Annotated in this window: 13 protein-coding genes; 3 read left to right on the forward strand and 10 right to left on the reverse strand. The window is 38.5% G+C overall.

What is annotated here, in order from left to right:
* Positions 1-22 precede the first annotated feature (22 nt).
* Complete coding sequence (locus tag AAA071_RS04085; RefSeq protein WP_278618674.1) at positions 23-814, reverse strand: thymidylate synthase; 792 nt, start codon at positions 812-814, stop codon at positions 23-25.
* A 124-nt stretch (positions 815-938) separates the two neighbouring features.
* The gene (gene recQ, locus AAA071_RS04090; RefSeq protein WP_349234050.1) at positions 939-2,807 is read right to left on the reverse strand and encodes a DNA helicase RecQ; all 1,869 of its coding nucleotides are present in this window, start codon (positions 2,805-2,807) and stop codon (positions 939-941) included.
* Positions 2,808-3,123: 316 nt separating this feature from the next.
* Between recQ and putP the strand changes: the two genes are divergently transcribed.
* On the forward strand, positions 3,124-4,611 hold the full coding sequence (putP, locus tag AAA071_RS04095) for a sodium/proline symporter PutP (RefSeq protein WP_004696839.1): 1,488 nt from the start codon (positions 3,124-3,126) through the stop codon (positions 4,609-4,611).
* 46 nt (positions 4,612-4,657) lie between these two features.
* Here putP and AAA071_RS04100 read toward each other — a convergent pair whose 3' ends face one another.
* The 3 genes from AAA071_RS04100 to nifJ all read right to left on the reverse strand — a co-directional run bounded on the left by AAA071_RS04100 (position 4,658) and on the right by nifJ (position 11,460).
* On the reverse strand, positions 4,658-5,686 hold the full coding sequence (locus tag AAA071_RS04100) for a helix-turn-helix transcriptional regulator (protein ID WP_012864707.1): 1,029 nt from the start codon (positions 5,684-5,686) through the stop codon (positions 4,658-4,660).
* A 361-nt stretch (positions 5,687-6,047) separates the two neighbouring features.
* The gene (locus AAA071_RS04105; RefSeq protein WP_128113973.1) at positions 6,048-7,664 is read right to left on the reverse strand and encodes a methyltransferase regulatory domain-containing protein; all 1,617 of its coding nucleotides are present in this window, start codon (positions 7,662-7,664) and stop codon (positions 6,048-6,050) included.
* 259 nt (positions 7,665-7,923) lie between these two features.
* Positions 7,924-11,460, reverse strand: a complete 3,537-nt coding sequence (nifJ, locus tag AAA071_RS04110) for a pyruvate:ferredoxin (flavodoxin) oxidoreductase (RefSeq protein WP_278473006.1) — start codon at positions 11,458-11,460, stop codon at positions 7,924-7,926.
* Positions 11,461-11,846: 386 nt separating this feature from the next.
* Between nifJ and AAA071_RS04115 the strand changes: the two genes are divergently transcribed.
* Together AAA071_RS04115 and AAA071_RS04120 are read left to right on the forward strand one after the other, a co-directional pair.
* Positions 11,847-12,770: a LysR family transcriptional regulator gene (locus AAA071_RS04115; protein WP_008602616.1), complete on the forward strand. Its 924-nt coding sequence runs from the start codon at positions 11,847-11,849 to the stop codon at positions 12,768-12,770.
* The gene (locus tag AAA071_RS04120; protein WP_119563340.1) at positions 12,770-13,198 is read left to right on the forward strand and encodes a hypothetical protein; all 429 of its coding nucleotides are present in this window, start codon (positions 12,770-12,772) and stop codon (positions 13,196-13,198) included. The genes AAA071_RS04115 and AAA071_RS04120 overlap by 1 nt, the downstream gene beginning before the upstream one ends.
* A gap of 149 nt (positions 13,199-13,347) precedes the next feature.
* Here AAA071_RS04120 and AAA071_RS04125 read toward each other — a convergent pair whose 3' ends face one another.
* The 5 genes from AAA071_RS04125 to AAA071_RS04145 form a co-directional block, all read right to left on the reverse strand.
* The gene (locus AAA071_RS04125; RefSeq protein ID WP_278473003.1) at positions 13,348-13,965 is read right to left on the reverse strand and encodes an SAP domain-containing protein; all 618 of its coding nucleotides are present in this window, start codon (positions 13,963-13,965) and stop codon (positions 13,348-13,350) included.
* 145 nt (positions 13,966-14,110) lie between these two features.
* Positions 14,111-15,424 carry an MFS transporter gene (locus tag AAA071_RS04130; protein WP_120055971.1) on the reverse strand — a complete coding sequence of 438 codons (1,314 nt, stop codon included), beginning with the start codon at positions 15,422-15,424 and terminating at the stop codon, positions 14,111-14,113.
* A gap of 241 nt (positions 15,425-15,665) precedes the next feature.
* Complete coding sequence (locus AAA071_RS04135; RefSeq protein WP_024066296.1) at positions 15,666-16,022, reverse strand: cupin domain-containing protein; 357 nt, start codon at positions 16,020-16,022, stop codon at positions 15,666-15,668.
* A gap of 28 nt (positions 16,023-16,050) precedes the next feature.
* Complete coding sequence (locus AAA071_RS04140; protein WP_195213284.1) at positions 16,051-16,926, reverse strand: DUF4261 domain-containing protein; 876 nt, start codon at positions 16,924-16,926, stop codon at positions 16,051-16,053.
* 16 nt (positions 16,927-16,942) lie between these two features.
* Entirely contained in the window at positions 16,943-17,446 is a 504-nt protein-coding gene (locus tag AAA071_RS04145) for a hypothetical protein (RefSeq protein ID WP_024064552.1), read from the reverse strand.
* Between the last annotated feature and the right edge of the window lie 87 nt (positions 17,447-17,533).

Raw genomic sequence — 17,533 nt, forward strand, 5'->3', positions numbered from 1 at the left:
AACAATTGTCATGAATACAATGCTATACAGCAACAGTCATGGATAATTTACCTAAATGTTCATATCCATCTAAGGTAATGTCCTCTGGTGTGAAGTCATAGAAGTCTTTTACCTCAGGATTCACGATAATTTTTGGAGCAGGCAACGCTTGATTGCGACGTGCTAATTGCTCACGCAATGCATCTACGTGATTTTCATAGATGTGGGCATTGTTGATGACATGTGTAAATTTACCTGGCTTTAAACCTGTTACTTGAGCAATCATACATTGTAATGCCGCATATTGAGCCGTGTTAAACGGAACGCCAAGCCCCATGTCGCCACTGCGTTGGATGAGCATGCAGTTCAAGTAACCATCCCCTACATCCCATAAGGTTTCATACGCACATGGTTGCAACGCCATATCATCTAAATCTTCAATATTCCAAAGGGTTACTATCATTCGGCGGCTATCAGGATCTTCTTTAATAGTTTTGATGAGCTTGTCTAATTGCTTATACTTCGCAATTTGGTATCCATAGGCCTTACCGATAGTACCATCTTCACGCATCCACTCATCCCATACGTGCACATTCATTTCTTGTAATTTGCGCACGTCATTGGACTGCATTTGCCAAATCCACAATAATTCTTTTACAGCTGTTTTGAAAGCTACAAATTTAGTGGTTAAAATTGGAAATTCCTCTTGCAAGTCAAATTGCATAATTTGTTGAGGCAATTTGTACGTTGCGATTCCTGTGCGATTTTGACCATAAATGCCTTGATCTAAAATATTTTCAATAATACCGAGGTATTGTGTATCTGCTAAGCTCATTTATCCCCCTAGATCTATTTATAATAAGCAAAAATACTAACGTATATCTTGATAATCTTACTAAAATATATAGTACTATCATACTAAAAAATATATGGTACTACCATATATACAGTAAAATTTATCATCCCTTATATTCTGCAATGGCCTGCAAAAAGGTAAGTCCATATTTTTTCAATTTTGCTTCCCCTACGCCTTTAACATTGCCAAACTCACCTAATGTAGTAGGTCGTAAATTTGCCAAATCTATGAGTACTGTATCAGGGAAGATAAGATATGGTCTAAGGCCCGCTTCTTCAGCCAAGCGCTTGCGATGTTGCCGCAAATGTTCAAATAAACCGCCCGATGTAGGACTGGATTTTCCTCGTGCCACAGAGGCAGCAGACTTACTAGTGCGAGAAGGCACAGACACATGTTGTCTGATTTCCTCTACCTCTTTACGACCTGCTAACACTTCTTCGGCACCAGCCGTTAAGGATAACACAGGATATTTTCCCGTTGAACTGCGCAAGTAGCCAGATGCTACAAACTGCTGAATAAGACCTTTAATAGATTTTTCATCTACATTGCTCAGTAAGCCAAAGACAAGCAATGCATCATGGCCAGCACGCATAATCCGGTCCGTTCGCTCACCACGGACGATAGAGGTTATCATTGATGCCCCATATCGCTCATCGGTGCCCATGATGGCACGGAAAATAGCTTTTGCTTCTTTCGTAACATTGACCTTATCAGCAGAACCCTTACAAGAGCTACAATTATCACAAGTAGTCCAAACGGTGCTTTCACCAAAGTAATTAAGCATATATTTACGCAAGCAATTACTGCAGAAACAGTAATCAATCATGGACTGCAATTTGCGTAACTCCACATCTTGTCGCTCAGGCGTTTCGATGGACTGTTCAATCAAATACTTATGAACTTGTACATCCTGCCCACTATAAAGCAAAATACATTCAGCAGGTGCCCCATCACGGCCGGCTCGCCCTGCCTCCTGATAATAGGACTCCATATTACGCGGCATTTGATAATGTAGCACATAGCGTACATTGCTTTTATCAATGCCCATACCAAAGGCATTCGTCGCCACCATAACCTGTAATTTATCATCTGCGTAGGCATTCTGCATTTCACGGCGCACCTCGTCGTTGAGGCCTCCGTGGTAATGGCCAGCTTTGATGCCCGCACGGGTTATATTTTCATAGACTCGATCTACATCCTTGCGCGTTGCACAATAAATAATACCATTTTCATTGGCGTGCTGACGCACATAATGGACAACGTAATCCATCCGCTTTGGTGTGCGGATGACAGAGAAGGATAAATTAGGCCGATCAAAACCCGTCACGTATACATTAGCCTTATCTAAGCCTAATAACTTTTTTATATCATTTTCTACATATTTCGTCGCCGTCGCCGTGAAAGCCCCCACGATAGGTCTCTTTGGTAATGAATTGAGCCACTCAACGATAAGTCGATAAGACGGTCTAAAGTCATGGCCCCACTCAGAGATACAGTGAGCCTCATCTACAATGACTTGAGCAATCGGTAACGCTCGCAGTACATTACAGAAAAAATTAGAGCTCAACCGCTCTGGCGCAATATATAAGAGTTTAATTTTGCCACTGCGTACTTCGTACATGGTTTTATTAAACTCTGCTTGGGTAAGCGTACTATTGATAAGTGCCGCTGGTATATTCTGTACTAAAAGACCATCCACTTGGTCTTTCATAAGAGAAATGAGAGGAGAAAACACGATAGTCAAGCCCGCCTTACAGAGCGCAGGAATCTGGAAACAGATAGACTTTCCAGCCCCTGTCGGCATGATTCCAATTACATCTTCGTTCCTCAACAAGGATGCAATAGGAGCCTCTTGAGCCGGTCTAAAGGAGGTATACCCAAAGTAGGTCTCCAACATACGCAACGCTTGTTGTTTCGTCACAACTTGATGCGGTTTAGGTACTTCATGCTTAGTGCCTACTTGTTGTTCCATAAGGTCCTCCTTTCACGTTCCAGAAATGTAAATATTAATCTCGATTACTACTGACCAATATTTCGTATACCCAATACGAAATATCGTTTTTCCATTCTTTTATTTTATCATATTTCGTTCGGTATGGGATTCATTAGTATATGATTTCATAAGTAACAATCTAATGCGTATCTCTAAAGTATATGGGCTAAATTGGTATAGGAATCTTGTTGATATCACCAAATTTTTACCCGCTAAAGTACTAATATGTGGTACAATAAAAATTATTTACTATACTATAGAATATAACTAAAACCTAAGGAGGTCTTATATAGGCATGACACAAGACAACTTAATGATTATTATCGCCTTTGCCTTATACCTAGGACTCATGATGTATATTGGGGTCTACTACTATCGCAAATCAAACAGCATTGGTGATTACATCCTCGGTGGCCGACAACTAGGACCATGGATCACAGCACTCAGTGCAGAAGCATCAGACATGAGTGGTTGGATGCTCATGGGTGTGCCTGGTCTAGCGTATACTACAGGGATTTCTGGTGTATGGATTGCCGTAGGCCTCACATTAGGTACATGGGCGAACTGGAAATTCGTTTCTAGACGCTTACGTAACCATACTGAGGTAGCCAGTGATAGCTTGACATTACCGGATTATTTGAAGAATCGTTTCCACGATCAATCGCATTCAGTAGCTGTCATTTCCGCCTTATTTATCTTAATTTTCTTCTTGATTTATACATCATCAGGATTCGTGGCAGGGGGCAAATTGTTCAATACCATCTTTGGTCTTGATTACACCGTATCCCTTTTTATCACCGCTGGCATCGTCGTATTTTATACCTTCCTTGGCGGATTCCTTGCCGTATCTTGGACAGACTGTATTCAAGGCGCATTAATGTTCTTTGCCATCTTGGCAGTACCAATTACAGCAGCCATGTACATGGGTGGCCCTATTGAAACATTCCAACTCATCCAACATGAGTTTCCACAAGGACTTAGCTTGTTTGGTAATCCATCTGATTGGTTTACTTGGGCTATCGGCCTAATTTCTTCTCTTGGTTGGGGTCTTGGCTACTTTGGTCAACCTCACATCCTAGTTAGATTCATGGCTATCTCTGATGCGAAAGAACTTAAGAAATCTACGAACATCGCCATGGTATGGGTTATCTTATCCCTTATGGCAGCTATTGCTGTAGGTCTCATCGGTCATGTTTACATGCTGCCAGATAAGTTAGTAGGCACTGATGCGGAAACAATATTCCTCATCATGACAGAACGCCTCTTTACTCCATTTGTAGCTGGGCTTATCTGGTCCGCCGTATTGGCAGCCATCATGAGTACCGCTTCAGCGCAGTTGTTAGTAACAGCTTCTGCTATTTCTAACGACTTTTATGCTAATATCATCCATCCAAAAGCAAGCGATAAAGAGCTTGTATTAGTAAGCCGTATCGTAGTACTTCTAGTGGCATTGATTGCCATCTATATGGCAATGGACCCAGACAGCTATATCTTGACGATGGTAGCCTATGCTTGGGCAGGCTTCGGCGCAGCCTTCGGTCCAGCAATCTTGTTCTCCTTGTTCTGGAAGCGTATGACTCGTCACGGATGTATCGCTGGTATTGTTGTAGGTGGTTTAACAGTACTCATTTGGAAACAATTTGGATTCTTTGGCCTATATGAAATTGTGCCAGGCTTCATCTTCTCTTCTATCGCAATCTATATTGTAAGCCTCATGGGTAAATTACCTCCACGTCCGGTTCTAAAAGACTATAGAGAAGCAGAAAAAATGCATATTCTATAAGAAAACATAAAAAAGCTAGTTGATTCACCGATCAACTAGCTTTTATTTATGAGTATTGGTGTAAACCTTCTTCAATTGCGGCTTTTACTTCTGTCACTAAAGAAGCTGGAGTAAGCACCTTTACACTTTGCATATATTGGAGCGCCCAATATTTAAAGGCGTCATGATTAACACGTACACGACATACAACATTATCAGCTGTTATATTTGTAAACTCTACATTGCCATCGAACCAATCTAAAATTTGATTTACGATGGAACGTCTAGCTTTAAACGTAACAGTAATAGATTCACCACCGAACATATAAATATGTTCCTTTACGTATTGTGACACATTAAAGGTGCGTTGTTGTTGATATCCCTTTATCTCCCGCAAAGGTTTTCTACGTTCATTTAGCACCGTAATATGTGCAATTCGATCAACGCGTAATGTAGACATGTCATCATAATTTTCGTGATTTCCCACCAAGTAATAATGTCCTCGATTCATTACTAGTTGGAATGGATTAAATACATACTTCCGTTCCTTATGATCTGGCCCAAGATTAATATGTAATCGCTTATCCACATCTGGTTGGCAATAGGCCAATGAAATTTTTCTACCCTTTTGTATTGCTTCTTCTATGAGATCAATATTAAGAAATAAATCTTGGCTTCTATGAAGGTACCCCGTATTACTTTCAATATCAATACCATGAGGCTTAAAATAGGAGCTACCCAATTTTGCAACACGCCCGATTAAATCTTTACGTTGAGATGCAGTAATATGGCGAGATGCCAATATACCATCAATCAATAATCGCAATTCAGAATCTTCAAAGGTATGAATCATATAGAAATCAGTACGTCGAATGGTGCCATCTGCTCCCACAGCAGACTCTTCACATTGAATACTAAAATCTCCAGATTCATATAAATCATTTAAATGACGGCCTAAGGTTTTCCGATCGACGGATACCTCGTACCGTTCGGCTAATATACTGCGAATCTCCTCTTGAGATAACGTATGATTAGCATCTGTTTCGTCTTTCAGGATTTCTAGTATATATACTAGAACTGCCTTCTTAGATGCCATAAAAGACTCCTTTTACAAATAATACAATTAATACAACTTTATCAACTAATACAATTTATAGAATCATCCACAACACATCGGATGATATTTACAAAATACCCATACACATTATACCATACTTTCATGAACGGTTCATTTTTTCCTCATTAAAATTATCGATTTACTATACTTTTTCAGCAATATAAAATAACTAAAAGTAATAAATATAAAATAAAAGTAAATTTAATTATATTAAATAAAACCCGTTAACACTTAATACATATAAATATTATAAGTGTAACGGGTTTTTATTTTAACTATGAAATCAAAATGAATATAATACAACTTCATAGCAATACAATCAAATAACGAGCTCTATCAATTAGAAAATACTACCTGTTTTCTTACTTCTAATAAAGCCCAATTTTTCCATACGCGTTGTTAATTCATTATAAAAAGCTTCAGCCATGGCATTTTGATGCTTTGTAGGTTGAGACTGATCTGCACTAAAGAGAGCATCTTTAATCTTTTTAATTATCGTGGATTTCGCTTTTGGTTTGTTCAATAACTCCATAAATAATAAATCCTCTTCAGAAATATCACCAATAGCATCATTGAACATATCTGCCCCATACATATATTCACTACCACCATTCACAATAGCTTTTACAAAGTTTGTAAAACGGGCAGGTATATAAGATAAGCCCTCCATATACTCTTCTGTTACAGGGAATGTTTTATAGAAGCGAATACCACCGCGTACCATATGTTCTACTACAGCTCGATATAAATTACATACAACAGGTTCTAATTCATCATCAGATGCATGAGCCGCCTCATGAGCCGCTTTCAAAATAGCGAGGGCCTCGATCATATTGAACGTACCACCATCTTTGATAAGCGCTTGGAACGTATCTCTTACGAGCTCATTTTCAAACATTTCCAGTGCTTCCTCATCAAAGAGAATTTGGAAAACAAAGCTATTTACAATAGTACGTACAGGAATTGTATTCACTTCAGCCGGATTCGCAATAGCATAGTTGATATCTTTTGCAGCGCTAGCTTTACAAATAATAGACTTGCGGAATGTTGTATCTAGTATAAAATCTAAATATTGTTCTTGATCCGCTTGGCTATTAGGAGCCAGTTGTTCAAGTTTAGCTGCTATACTTTCATCATAGGTACGAACCATAGATAGTGTAAGGTCTGCATCGCATACATAAGCAAGATTATGCGCTTTCAAATGATCATTAAATTGATAGAAATAGCACGGATCATTATGAGGTTCTAAATGGTCATGACCTACATAATAGTCCTCCTTTTGCATAACAGAGCGCAATGCACCAAGAAATTTACTATTTCGTTCTTTAAGGTTATCATAGTTAAGAATCTGAGCACCTACAAGACTGCCTACGGTCTTACCGCGCAACACCTTTTCCTTATGGGTCAACTTATCTTGGCCACGATTAGCAAACAGCATGAGCTGACGTACTTCTTCCATGGTATGCCAACCTGGATACGTATTGTAAGACACATAGGCAATACCATTATCCGCCAAATGATTAGAAATAATATTGAGCAGCTTATCCTTCATTTCATCATTGATCCAAGAGTAGAATCCATGTGCAATAATATAATCGAAAGTCCCCATAGATTCGTCAAAATTCAAAATATCTCCTTGCACCAAGGATACATTCTCTAATTTTGCATCACTGATAATTTGATTGCCCTTCTCTACTTGGTCTTGTGAAAGTTCAATGCCTACAAAGGTCGCCTCTGGGTTAAATACAGCTTGAGAAATAATATTACCGCCATAAGTAGCGCCTAATTCAAGAACACGAGCTGTCTTCGCCGGTGGAGTATTTAGCCCTACAAGAGCGCCATACGCTTCTAAATAAGCAGGCGTTGTAAAAGGAAATGGATAGGATTTATAGCCTAACTCTTTATATATCGTTTGTTGCGTATCTTCTGTTGTCATTTGTGTATTATCCTTAGCCATATGTACCTCTATATTTAATATTAGAATTATCCCAAATATGTATTGCTAAAATTATGCATGGTTCCTTATCATTATACCAAATTCCTAGTATATTACCTATATTTTAAGCAGTTAATACGTAAATAATACAATAGCAACTAGCACTATAAACTGATTTATGGAAGATACTTAATATGATATTTAGAAAAACTAAATTTACATACAAAAGAGGCACCCTCGAAAGGGTGCCTCATATAGTTTTCAGTCGTTAAATAACGAATTATTTTACGTCTTCAAAACCTTTTTGTAAGCGAACATAGCTTAAGCGACGTTCTTTAGCGTCTTTTTCAGTTTTAGCGAATAATTCTTCTGCAACGTCTGGAGCTGCTTTAGCCAAGGAAGCGTAACGTACTTCACCTTTAAGGAAGTCTTGGAAGCTTTCAGTTGGTTCTTTGGAATCCAAGGAGAATGGATTTTTACCTTCTTCTTTAAGTTGAGGGTTGTATCTGTAAAGATCCCAGTAACCAGCTGCAACTGCTTTACGTTGTTCTTCTTGAGCTTTACCCATACCAGCTTTGATACCATGGTTGATACATGGGCTGTAAGCGATGATCAAGGATGGACCTGGATATGCTTCAGCTTCTGTAACAGCTTTCATCAATTGGTTTTTGTCTGCACCCATAGCTACTTGTGCTACGTATACATAACCATAAGACATAGCCATCATGCCAAGGTCTTTCTTCTTAGTACGTTTACCAGAAGCTGCGAATTGAGCAACTGCTGCTACGTTAGTGGATTTAGATGCTTGACCACCAGTGTTGGAGTATACTTCAGTATCGAATACGAAGATGTTTACGTCTTCGCCAGAAGCTAATACATGGTCAACACCGCCGAAGCCGATGTCGTATGCCCAGCCGTCACCACCGAAGATCCAGTGAGAACGTTTGATCAAGAATTGTTTTTTCTCAAGAATTTCTTTCAATTCAGGAGTTGTAGCGCCTTCAGCTTCGATAGCTGCTACTAAACGTTCGGAACGTTGACGAGTAGCTGCACCAAGGTTAGCAAATTCAATCCATTGTTCTAAAGCGTCTTTCAATTCGCCAGTAGCAGTTTCAACTGCTTTAACAGCCAATTCTACTAATTGTTGGCGGATTTTCTTAACACCGATGTACATACCATAACCATACTCAGCATTATCTTCGAACAAGGAGTTTGCCCAAGAAGGACCATGACCTTGTTGGTTAGTTGTGTATGGAGATGCAGGCATGGAAGCACCCCAGATGGAGGAACAACCAGTTGCATTGGCAATCATCATACGGTCACCGAACAATTGAGTTAACAATTTAGCATAAGGAGTTTCACCACAACCTGCGCAAGCACCGGAGAATTCGAACAATGGTTGTTCAAATTGGGAACCTTTAACAGTTTCCTTCTTCATAGGATTTTCTTTTACAGGAAGGTTAACACCATAGTTCCAAGCTTCAGCTTGTTCGATTTCAGTATCGATGGATGTCATCACGATAGCTTTGCCTTTAGGAGCTGGACAGATATCAACACAGTTACCGCAACCCAAGCAATCTAATGGGGATACAGCGATACGGAATTGAAGATCTTTAGCACCCAATGCAGGGATTGTATCGAAATGTTCTGGAGCTGCAGCCACTTCTGCTTCAGTTGCCAAAATTGGACGAATTGTAGCATGTGGACATACGAAGGAACATTGGTTACATTGAATACAGTTTTCAGGCAACCATTTTGGAACGAACAATGCAGGACCGCGTTTTTCGAATTTAGCAGTACCAGCAGGTAATGTACCATCTTCATAGCCAGAGAATTTGGATACAGGAAGATCATAACCAGCTTGTGCATTGATTGGTTGTGCAATATTTTGAACGAAGGATGGGCAAGATTCGCAACCAGGTTTAACTGCATGATTGCCATCATCTACTGCGTCTTTCCAGCTAGCAGGAACATCTACTTTTACCAAAGCGTTAACACCTTGATCGATAGCAGCATTGTTCATGTCAACGATATTTTGACCTTTTTTACCGTAAGAAGTTACTACGGATTCTTTAAGGTATTTAACAGCATCATCTACAGGGATGATTTCAGTCAATTTGAAGAATGCAGCTTGCGTTACCATGTTGATACGACCGCCCAAACCGATTTCGGAAGCGATTTTCGCAGCATTGATGATGTAGAAGTTCAATTCTTTTTCTGCGATTTGACGACGTAATTTAGCAGGTAAATGTTCATCCAATTCTTCAGGAGACCAAGTACAGTTCAATAAGAATGTACCGCCTTTTTTGATGCCGCGAATCAAGTCGTATTCATGTACATAAGATTGACGGTGACATGCTACGAATTGAGGTTCAGTAATCAAGTAAGGCAAGTTGATTGGATTTTTACCAAAACGAAGGTGAGACATTGTTACGCCACCAGATTTTTTGGAGTCGTAGTCAAAGTATGCTTGAGCATACATATCAGTGTGGTCACCGATGATTTTGATAGCGGATTTATTCGCACCTACAGTACCGTCAGAACCGAAGCCCCAGAATTTACATTCAGTCAAACCAGGAGTTTCAACTTCTACGCCTTCAGCACGATCTAAGGACAAGAATGTAACATCATCATTGATACCCAATGTGAAGAATTTCTTACCATTTTCAGCAGCTAAATTATCGAATACAGCAACGATGTCTGCAGGGATAACGTCTTTGGAGCTCAAACCATAACGACCAGCGATAACTTTTACATTACGGCCACCGTCAACTACAGCTGCTTGTACGTCTAAGAACAATGGTTCAGCCAAAGCACCTGGTTCTTTAGTACGGTCAAGAACTGCAATGCGTTCTACAGTTTTAGGAAGAGCTTTCAACAAACGATCTGTTGCGAATGGGCGGAACAAATGAACGTTGATAAAACCAACTTTGCGGCCCAATTTGTTGAGGTAATCCACGGTGGATTCTACAACTTGAGCGGAAGAACCCATAGTTACAACAACGTCAGTAGCATCAGGAGCACCATGATAGTTAAACAATTGGTAGTTAGTACCTGCCAATTTGTTAACTTCGTTCATGTAGTGTTCTACAACGTCAGGAACGTTCAAGTAGAATTTGTTGGATGCTTCACGATGTTGGAAGTAAACGTCAGGGTTTTCTGCAGTACCACGAGTTACAGGAGCATCTGGATTTAAAGCATTTTTACGGAACGCTTTAACAGCATCCATGTCAACCAATGGTTTTAAATCTTCATAGTCCCAGATTTGAATTTTTTGAATTTCGTGGGATGTACGGAAACCGTCAAAGAAGTTGATGAAAGGTACGCGAGTTTTAATAGCTGTCAAGTGAGCTACAGCGGACAAGTCCATTACTTCTTGTACAGAGGATTCAGCTAACATAGCACAGCCAGCTGCACGAGCAGCCATTACGTCTTGGTGGTCACCAAAGATAGCCAAAGCATGTGCAGCCAATGCACGAGCAGCTACTTGGAATACACCTGGAAGTAATTCACCTGCTACTTTATATAAGTTAGGAAGCATCAATAACAAACCTTGGGAAGATGTGAAAGTTGTTGTTAATGCACCAGCTTGTAAAGAACCGTGGGTTGCAGCAGCAGCACCTGCTTCAGATTGCATTTCTACAACTTGAACAGTGTTGCCGAAGATGTTTTTTCGACCAGATGCAGCCCATTCATCAATGTGTTCTGGCATTGGAGAAGATGGAGTGATTGGATAAATCGCAGCAACTTCTGTAAAACCATAAGAAACGTGAGCAGCCGCTTGGTTGCCGTCCATAGTTTTAAATTTACGACTCATGTGATTATTGCCTCCTTAAGCATTTAGCAAAAATAGAACACTTGCTTAATCTATCATTATGTTTAGGAATAACAACCATTACAAACTTGCGCACATGAAAAAATAATGCAATAATATATATGTTATATATAATATGGCATTATGTGTGAGCATACTTTTTTGTGATGGGCACAACCATAATTCCTAATATCATAACTTGATATAGCCCTATATGCTAATTATAACGTGCTGGGCCCTATCAACGCAACACATACAGTGACTGTCGCTTTGCCAATATTGCTATCCATGCTTTACATAAAGTAATAGCTAATTGCATTACAGTAATAACTATTCTCATTTAGTTAGGTCACGTCCTATAACCAAGTTTTATTTTTAGGGGGTTAATTATGGATTTTCATCATTTGAAATACTTCGTTGAAGTAGCTGATCAAAAAAGCTTTAGTAAGGCTGCAAGGAATTTACACATCTCCCAATCTGCAATCAGCCGTACAATTAAAGCTTTAGAAGACGAACTTGGTGTTGTTCTCTTCATGCGTAATGCTAAATCTGTAGAACTTACTGATGGGGGTACCATCTTCTTAACCCACGCTAAACGCGTTGTGTTTATGTTTGAACATCTAAAAACTGATTTTGAAAACGAGTTTCGTTTGGAGCAAGGTTCCATCAGAATTGGTATTCCACCAATTACTGATGCTCCCATTTTTGCCCAGTTATTAGGTGAATTTAAAAAAGTATATCCACAAATCGAATTGGAACTCTACGAACAAGGTTCTAAAAAGGTTGAGATCAGCGTTCAGGAAGGTTTAATTGATATTGGCATCATCTGTACTAAACCAAACCCTAAAGAATTTGAATCTTTCTACCTTACGAGTGACCCACTGTCCGTTATCATTCCAAAATCTAGCCCTTTAGCAAAAGAAAAAGAAATTCGCCTAGAAATGCTAGCTGATGAATCCTTTGTATTGCATAAAGACGATTTCAACTTACATGATGAAATCATCAAAGCTTGTAAACACACCGGCTTCCAACCGCATATCGTGTTTGAAACGAGCCAACGTGATCTCATGTTACAAACGGTTAGTGCAAACCTTGCTATCGCATTATTACCATCTCGCCTCTGCCCTGAGGTAGGTGAAAATACAGAGGTTGGTTCTAAGGTTGTCGTAAGACCTCTCGTACCTGAAATTATTCATACCCTTTATGTAATTTGGAAAAAGGGTCATTACCTCTCCCACGCTTCTCGCTTGTGGTTAGACTTCGTAAACTCCAAATTACCATTACCTGGATTACAACTCGAGGATCGTCAATAATGAACAAACCATCTGGGCTCGCATCTAAATTGCGAGCCCTTTTGAAAGCTAAAGAAGCTCCCATGTGGGGCGTTATCATTGTGCTGGTTATCGTTATCATATTCCAGCAAATACAAATCTCTGAATTACAATGGCGTGTCGATGAAGACCACGATGGCTCTACCATCGACAGTGTAGCAGGTCGTCTTTACATTCTTGAAGGGATGGCTAATAAGCATAGTGATCAACTAAACGAAATCCTAAAAGATATTCGTCAACTACAAAATGACGGTGCCAAGTACGACTGGGAACTAAAGCAACTGCAATGGTTGCATCCAGAGCTCAAAGTACAACCACCAGAGGCAAACCCACACCCATTCAAATCCACAGATCTAAACCTGGATATGAATCCTGGGAAAGTGCCTGATGTAACAAAACAAAATCAATAAAGAAATCAGAAATAAATAAAAGCACCTTACATACCTACAAAAGTCATCACAAATGACTCTTCTCATAGGATATAAGGTGCTTTTATCGTTATTCTATTATAGATTTAATTGCTAGTTTTCCCATACATCTCTGCAACGACAAGTTGCTTCTACTTGCGATACGCTTCTAATTTATATGCATATTCACTTAAAAGCTCCTTTGAATAAATTTTTTCATTTTTTGAATCTCTAACTTCTTTCCAAATAATAGATGCTACTTTTAATTTATTCGAATAATTGCCACTAGATTCGTCTGCACAAAAATCCTTAAAAAATTGATTCCATTGACAAACCGAATTGTCATACTTTGCATAATCTGATTCACCATAATATACTTTCAGCAAATCTCCAATTGTAAAGCTTGTATTTTTTTCACTTTTTACTTTTCTCCAGGCAGTAGCCATATCAGCATTAAATTTAAATCGTGAAACACCTATTAAAGCAGAGAAATATTCTCTAAACTTCGTATTAAAGGAAAAATTACATTCAAGTAATGGTGTATCTAAAGTAATACTTTCCACTTGCCTTCTTCTATTTTTTATTGATGATTTTTTAATTAAATCGCCTTTAAAGTACTGCTCAATAATATGATTAAGTTCTTGTTTTGTTCCCCTATATTCTAATCCTAATGATTTACATATTTGTGAAAGTTCATCACGATACCAATAATATTTATTAAATTCATCAAATGATGTAATTTCATCAAACTTAGGTCTACACTCTTTCAATATTTGTCTCCTCAAGTTTAAATAATACTATTTTGTAAATTGTAACATAAAATTGAATAGTATCCAAAATCACACCATTGAAGCATTCGTTAAATATTTTCCTATTAAGTTGTCTATAATCTAGTTATCTATAATATAGCTCTACTTAATCCTCTTTATGTTCCATAGATTTTGGAAGTGTCAAAATTAATAGACCAGCAAGGAACATACAAGCCCCCATTACATAGTAACCATAAGCAAAGCTACCAGTGTGACCATTGATGAATCCAAGCATATAAGGACCTACCCAGCCCCCCATATTACCTGAAGAGTTAATGAGTCCCATCGCCCCCGCTGCAGCAGCGCCAGATAAGAAGGTTGTTGGCATGGTCCACCATACACCCATACCACCGTAAACACCTACTGCAGTTAAGCATATAAAGAATAAGCTAACTTCTGGAGATGGACTGTGTGGTGTTGCTAAGAAACCAATAGTACCAATGAACAATGTAGTAGCAACGTGCCAACGTTTTTCATTGCGCTTTTCAGAAGAGTAACCACAGTATATTTGTACAAGTAAGGCTGCTGTCATTGGAATAGCAATAGACCACGCTACCACGCTTGGTGGCCATCCAGATAAGCTTTTAAGAACTTGAGGCATCCAAAAACTAAAGCCCCAGAAACCAATAACCCACAAGAAATAGATTAACGCTAAACGCAATACTTTTGGGTCTTTTAACGCTTGCCAAATAGTATATTTCTTTGCGGCTTGCTTTTGTTGCTCTTCTTTTTCAAGCTCGGCTTTAATATATACCTTTTCTACATCAGTTACCCAAGATGCATGTTCAGGACGCTCTTTCATCCAGAATGCGAAAATGAACGCAAAGATCACAGCAGGAATAGCTTCAACGATAAAGAGTGTACGCCAACCATGTAGACCAAAGAACGTTGTATCCAATAAAATACCTGCCAATGGCCCACCAATGATGTTAGAGAACAATAAAGATGTCAACATCAAGGAGATTGCCTTCGCTCGCTCCTTTGGCAAGAACCAATTTGGAATGAGTAATGAATAAATTACAGGATATAAAGAAGCCTCACATAGACCAAGTAAAAATCGATAAACATAAAATTCCAACTCAGTGGTCATCGTCGTCATAAGAATACATACGAGCCCCCAACTAAACATGATACGCGCCACCCAATGCATAGCATTACAACGAGCTGCAATTAAAGATGCAGGCACTTCAAACAAAACATAACCAATAAAGAAAATGCCTGCCCCCATACCAAATACTTCTGGCGTCAACCATGGTAAATTCTCCTTCATAGTCAAGCCTGCATAAGCAATGTTAACGCGATCCAGGAAGGCAATAATAGAAACAATAAACAATGGTAAGACTACGTGAAGCATACGACGTTTCGTAAAATCTCTGAAATTGATATCCCCACTTTGAGGCTCTAGTGTAGATGAGTTCATATAATTCCTTTCTACTTATTAAAATATTACATACTTTACCATCTTAAAAGAACAAACGTCCTCTGTCAATGGAATTTTATAGAGTATAGAAATAACAAATAGGAATAGTAAAACCAAAATAATGACATATAAAATAGAAAAGGTATATTCGCTAGAAATGACTGTATAAAATAAAAAAGCACTTTATAGTATGAATATATCTCTATCACAAGAGAAGAAAATACTATAAAGTGCTTTCATATTAATTAGTCTTAACAGGATCATAATCAGCAGGCACTGGAGCAACGATACTCACAAAGACAATATCTTCCGTTCCAGTATTTTTTGCACCATGACATTCACCCTTTTTAGATACTATAACTTGCCCCTTTGTAAAAGGCACCTCTGTATTAGGCGTTGGATAAAATACACCCTTGCCTTGCAATATAACCCATATATCATCAGAGTGATGATGATAATGTTTTGGTAAGATTTGACCAGGTTTAATAACCCATACTGAACCACCTGTGGAATCAGTTTGATAAAATGGCGTCCTAACAGCGTTCTCCAAACTTTCAACTTTCACAAGTTCCATATCAAAAACACGTTGATCACTCATAATGCTCACACCTTTCATTGATTAACAACTACCGAGTTGCAGATGCGTATTCACCCATATTAATATCTAGAACCTCTCGAACGGGCTGGATTAAAGAATCCTCGTATTGAACCTTCCACTGAATATCCTGATTCATCTCGCCATTTTGTAACCCCGCAATGGTTTCCCCATCACCTATTATATTACCATGTTCGAAAATATAATTCAACACATTATAAGCATGAAATACTACATGATTAGGATCTACACCGTGAAAGTGATACTGTAAATCAGGTAAAAATAATGTACTCATACCCACAGAATCTACCATCATATCATTGGTACCTTGAATACTAAAATAACGCACATTTACAGCATAATACATGAAACGAGTCACCTCTTTATCAGGATGATTTTCAATCGATTCTCGACTTAAGAACTTACGAGATGGTCCAAATACAACGGCTTTACAAGAGGGATATAATTCTAGTAATGCATCTACATACTTTACAAGCATATCTGCACGTTCTTTGGCCGCTAAACCAGAGGCTAACATATCCGTAGCAAACACCCTGTATTGGCACTCTGCTAATAACTCATCCACATTTGGACAATCCCATACCTGACTACGATCAAAATCATCTAATACAGGCTTATCGATTTTCTCACAATTCGTCACCATCAAGGTCGGTGGAATATCTGCATCAGTATCCTCGTAATGCACCTTATAATTCTGAGGTGCAAAACCTGCGGAATCACGACGATGATCAAAACAATCCACAGGTCCTAAATACTTTGTGAGTACCTCTACCATTGTATCGCGGCCAGGCATATCACACTGCTCTGGCATCAATAACTCAACGAAAAAAATACCACCTGGTCGGACTGAAGTATCTGTTAAATCTTGTTTAAAAACTTGGCTCATATGCTCTCTCCTATAGTTAAAGCGTAATATAAAATGCATCCTTTATCCTATAGTATATCGGATGTTTATAAGTACTACAATTACGTAACCAATGTTTTATAAATAATATAAAGTCTATATTTTGACTACAGGTTAGAGTAATTTCTATATACTGTGACATCACGTTTATATGATTTAAACATAGGGATTCATATTCAGGTTCAAGCTGTTTACTATTCTCTAATGTTTGTAGAAATTTTGCATATAAATAATCAATACTTTCATAACGATTACCAACCTTACAACTCCCCATATCAAATAGGTTACGATAAGAAATATCTCCAGGCAATACAGACATCCAGTTTAAGGCATACTCTGATACACCGAATACTGTATTTTCTGGATTAGGCCCATCTAAATCATCCTGTAACCACGCTGATATTATTTGGTACATATTTAGTATTTCATATTCGCCTATTTCACCATAAAACTCACCTAACCCATCTAGATCAATCTCTAAATTGGCAATACAACGATACATAAAAACTACCTCCTAAAAGTCTCCAATCTTCTTATAGTAAAAGTATAACTATAATCATGTACCATATTTGCCACATTAGACTTTATT

Source organism: Veillonella parvula, from assembly GCF_040097785.1.
Taxonomy (GTDB): Bacteria; Bacillota; Negativicutes; order Veillonellales; family Veillonellaceae; genus Veillonella; species Veillonella parvula_D.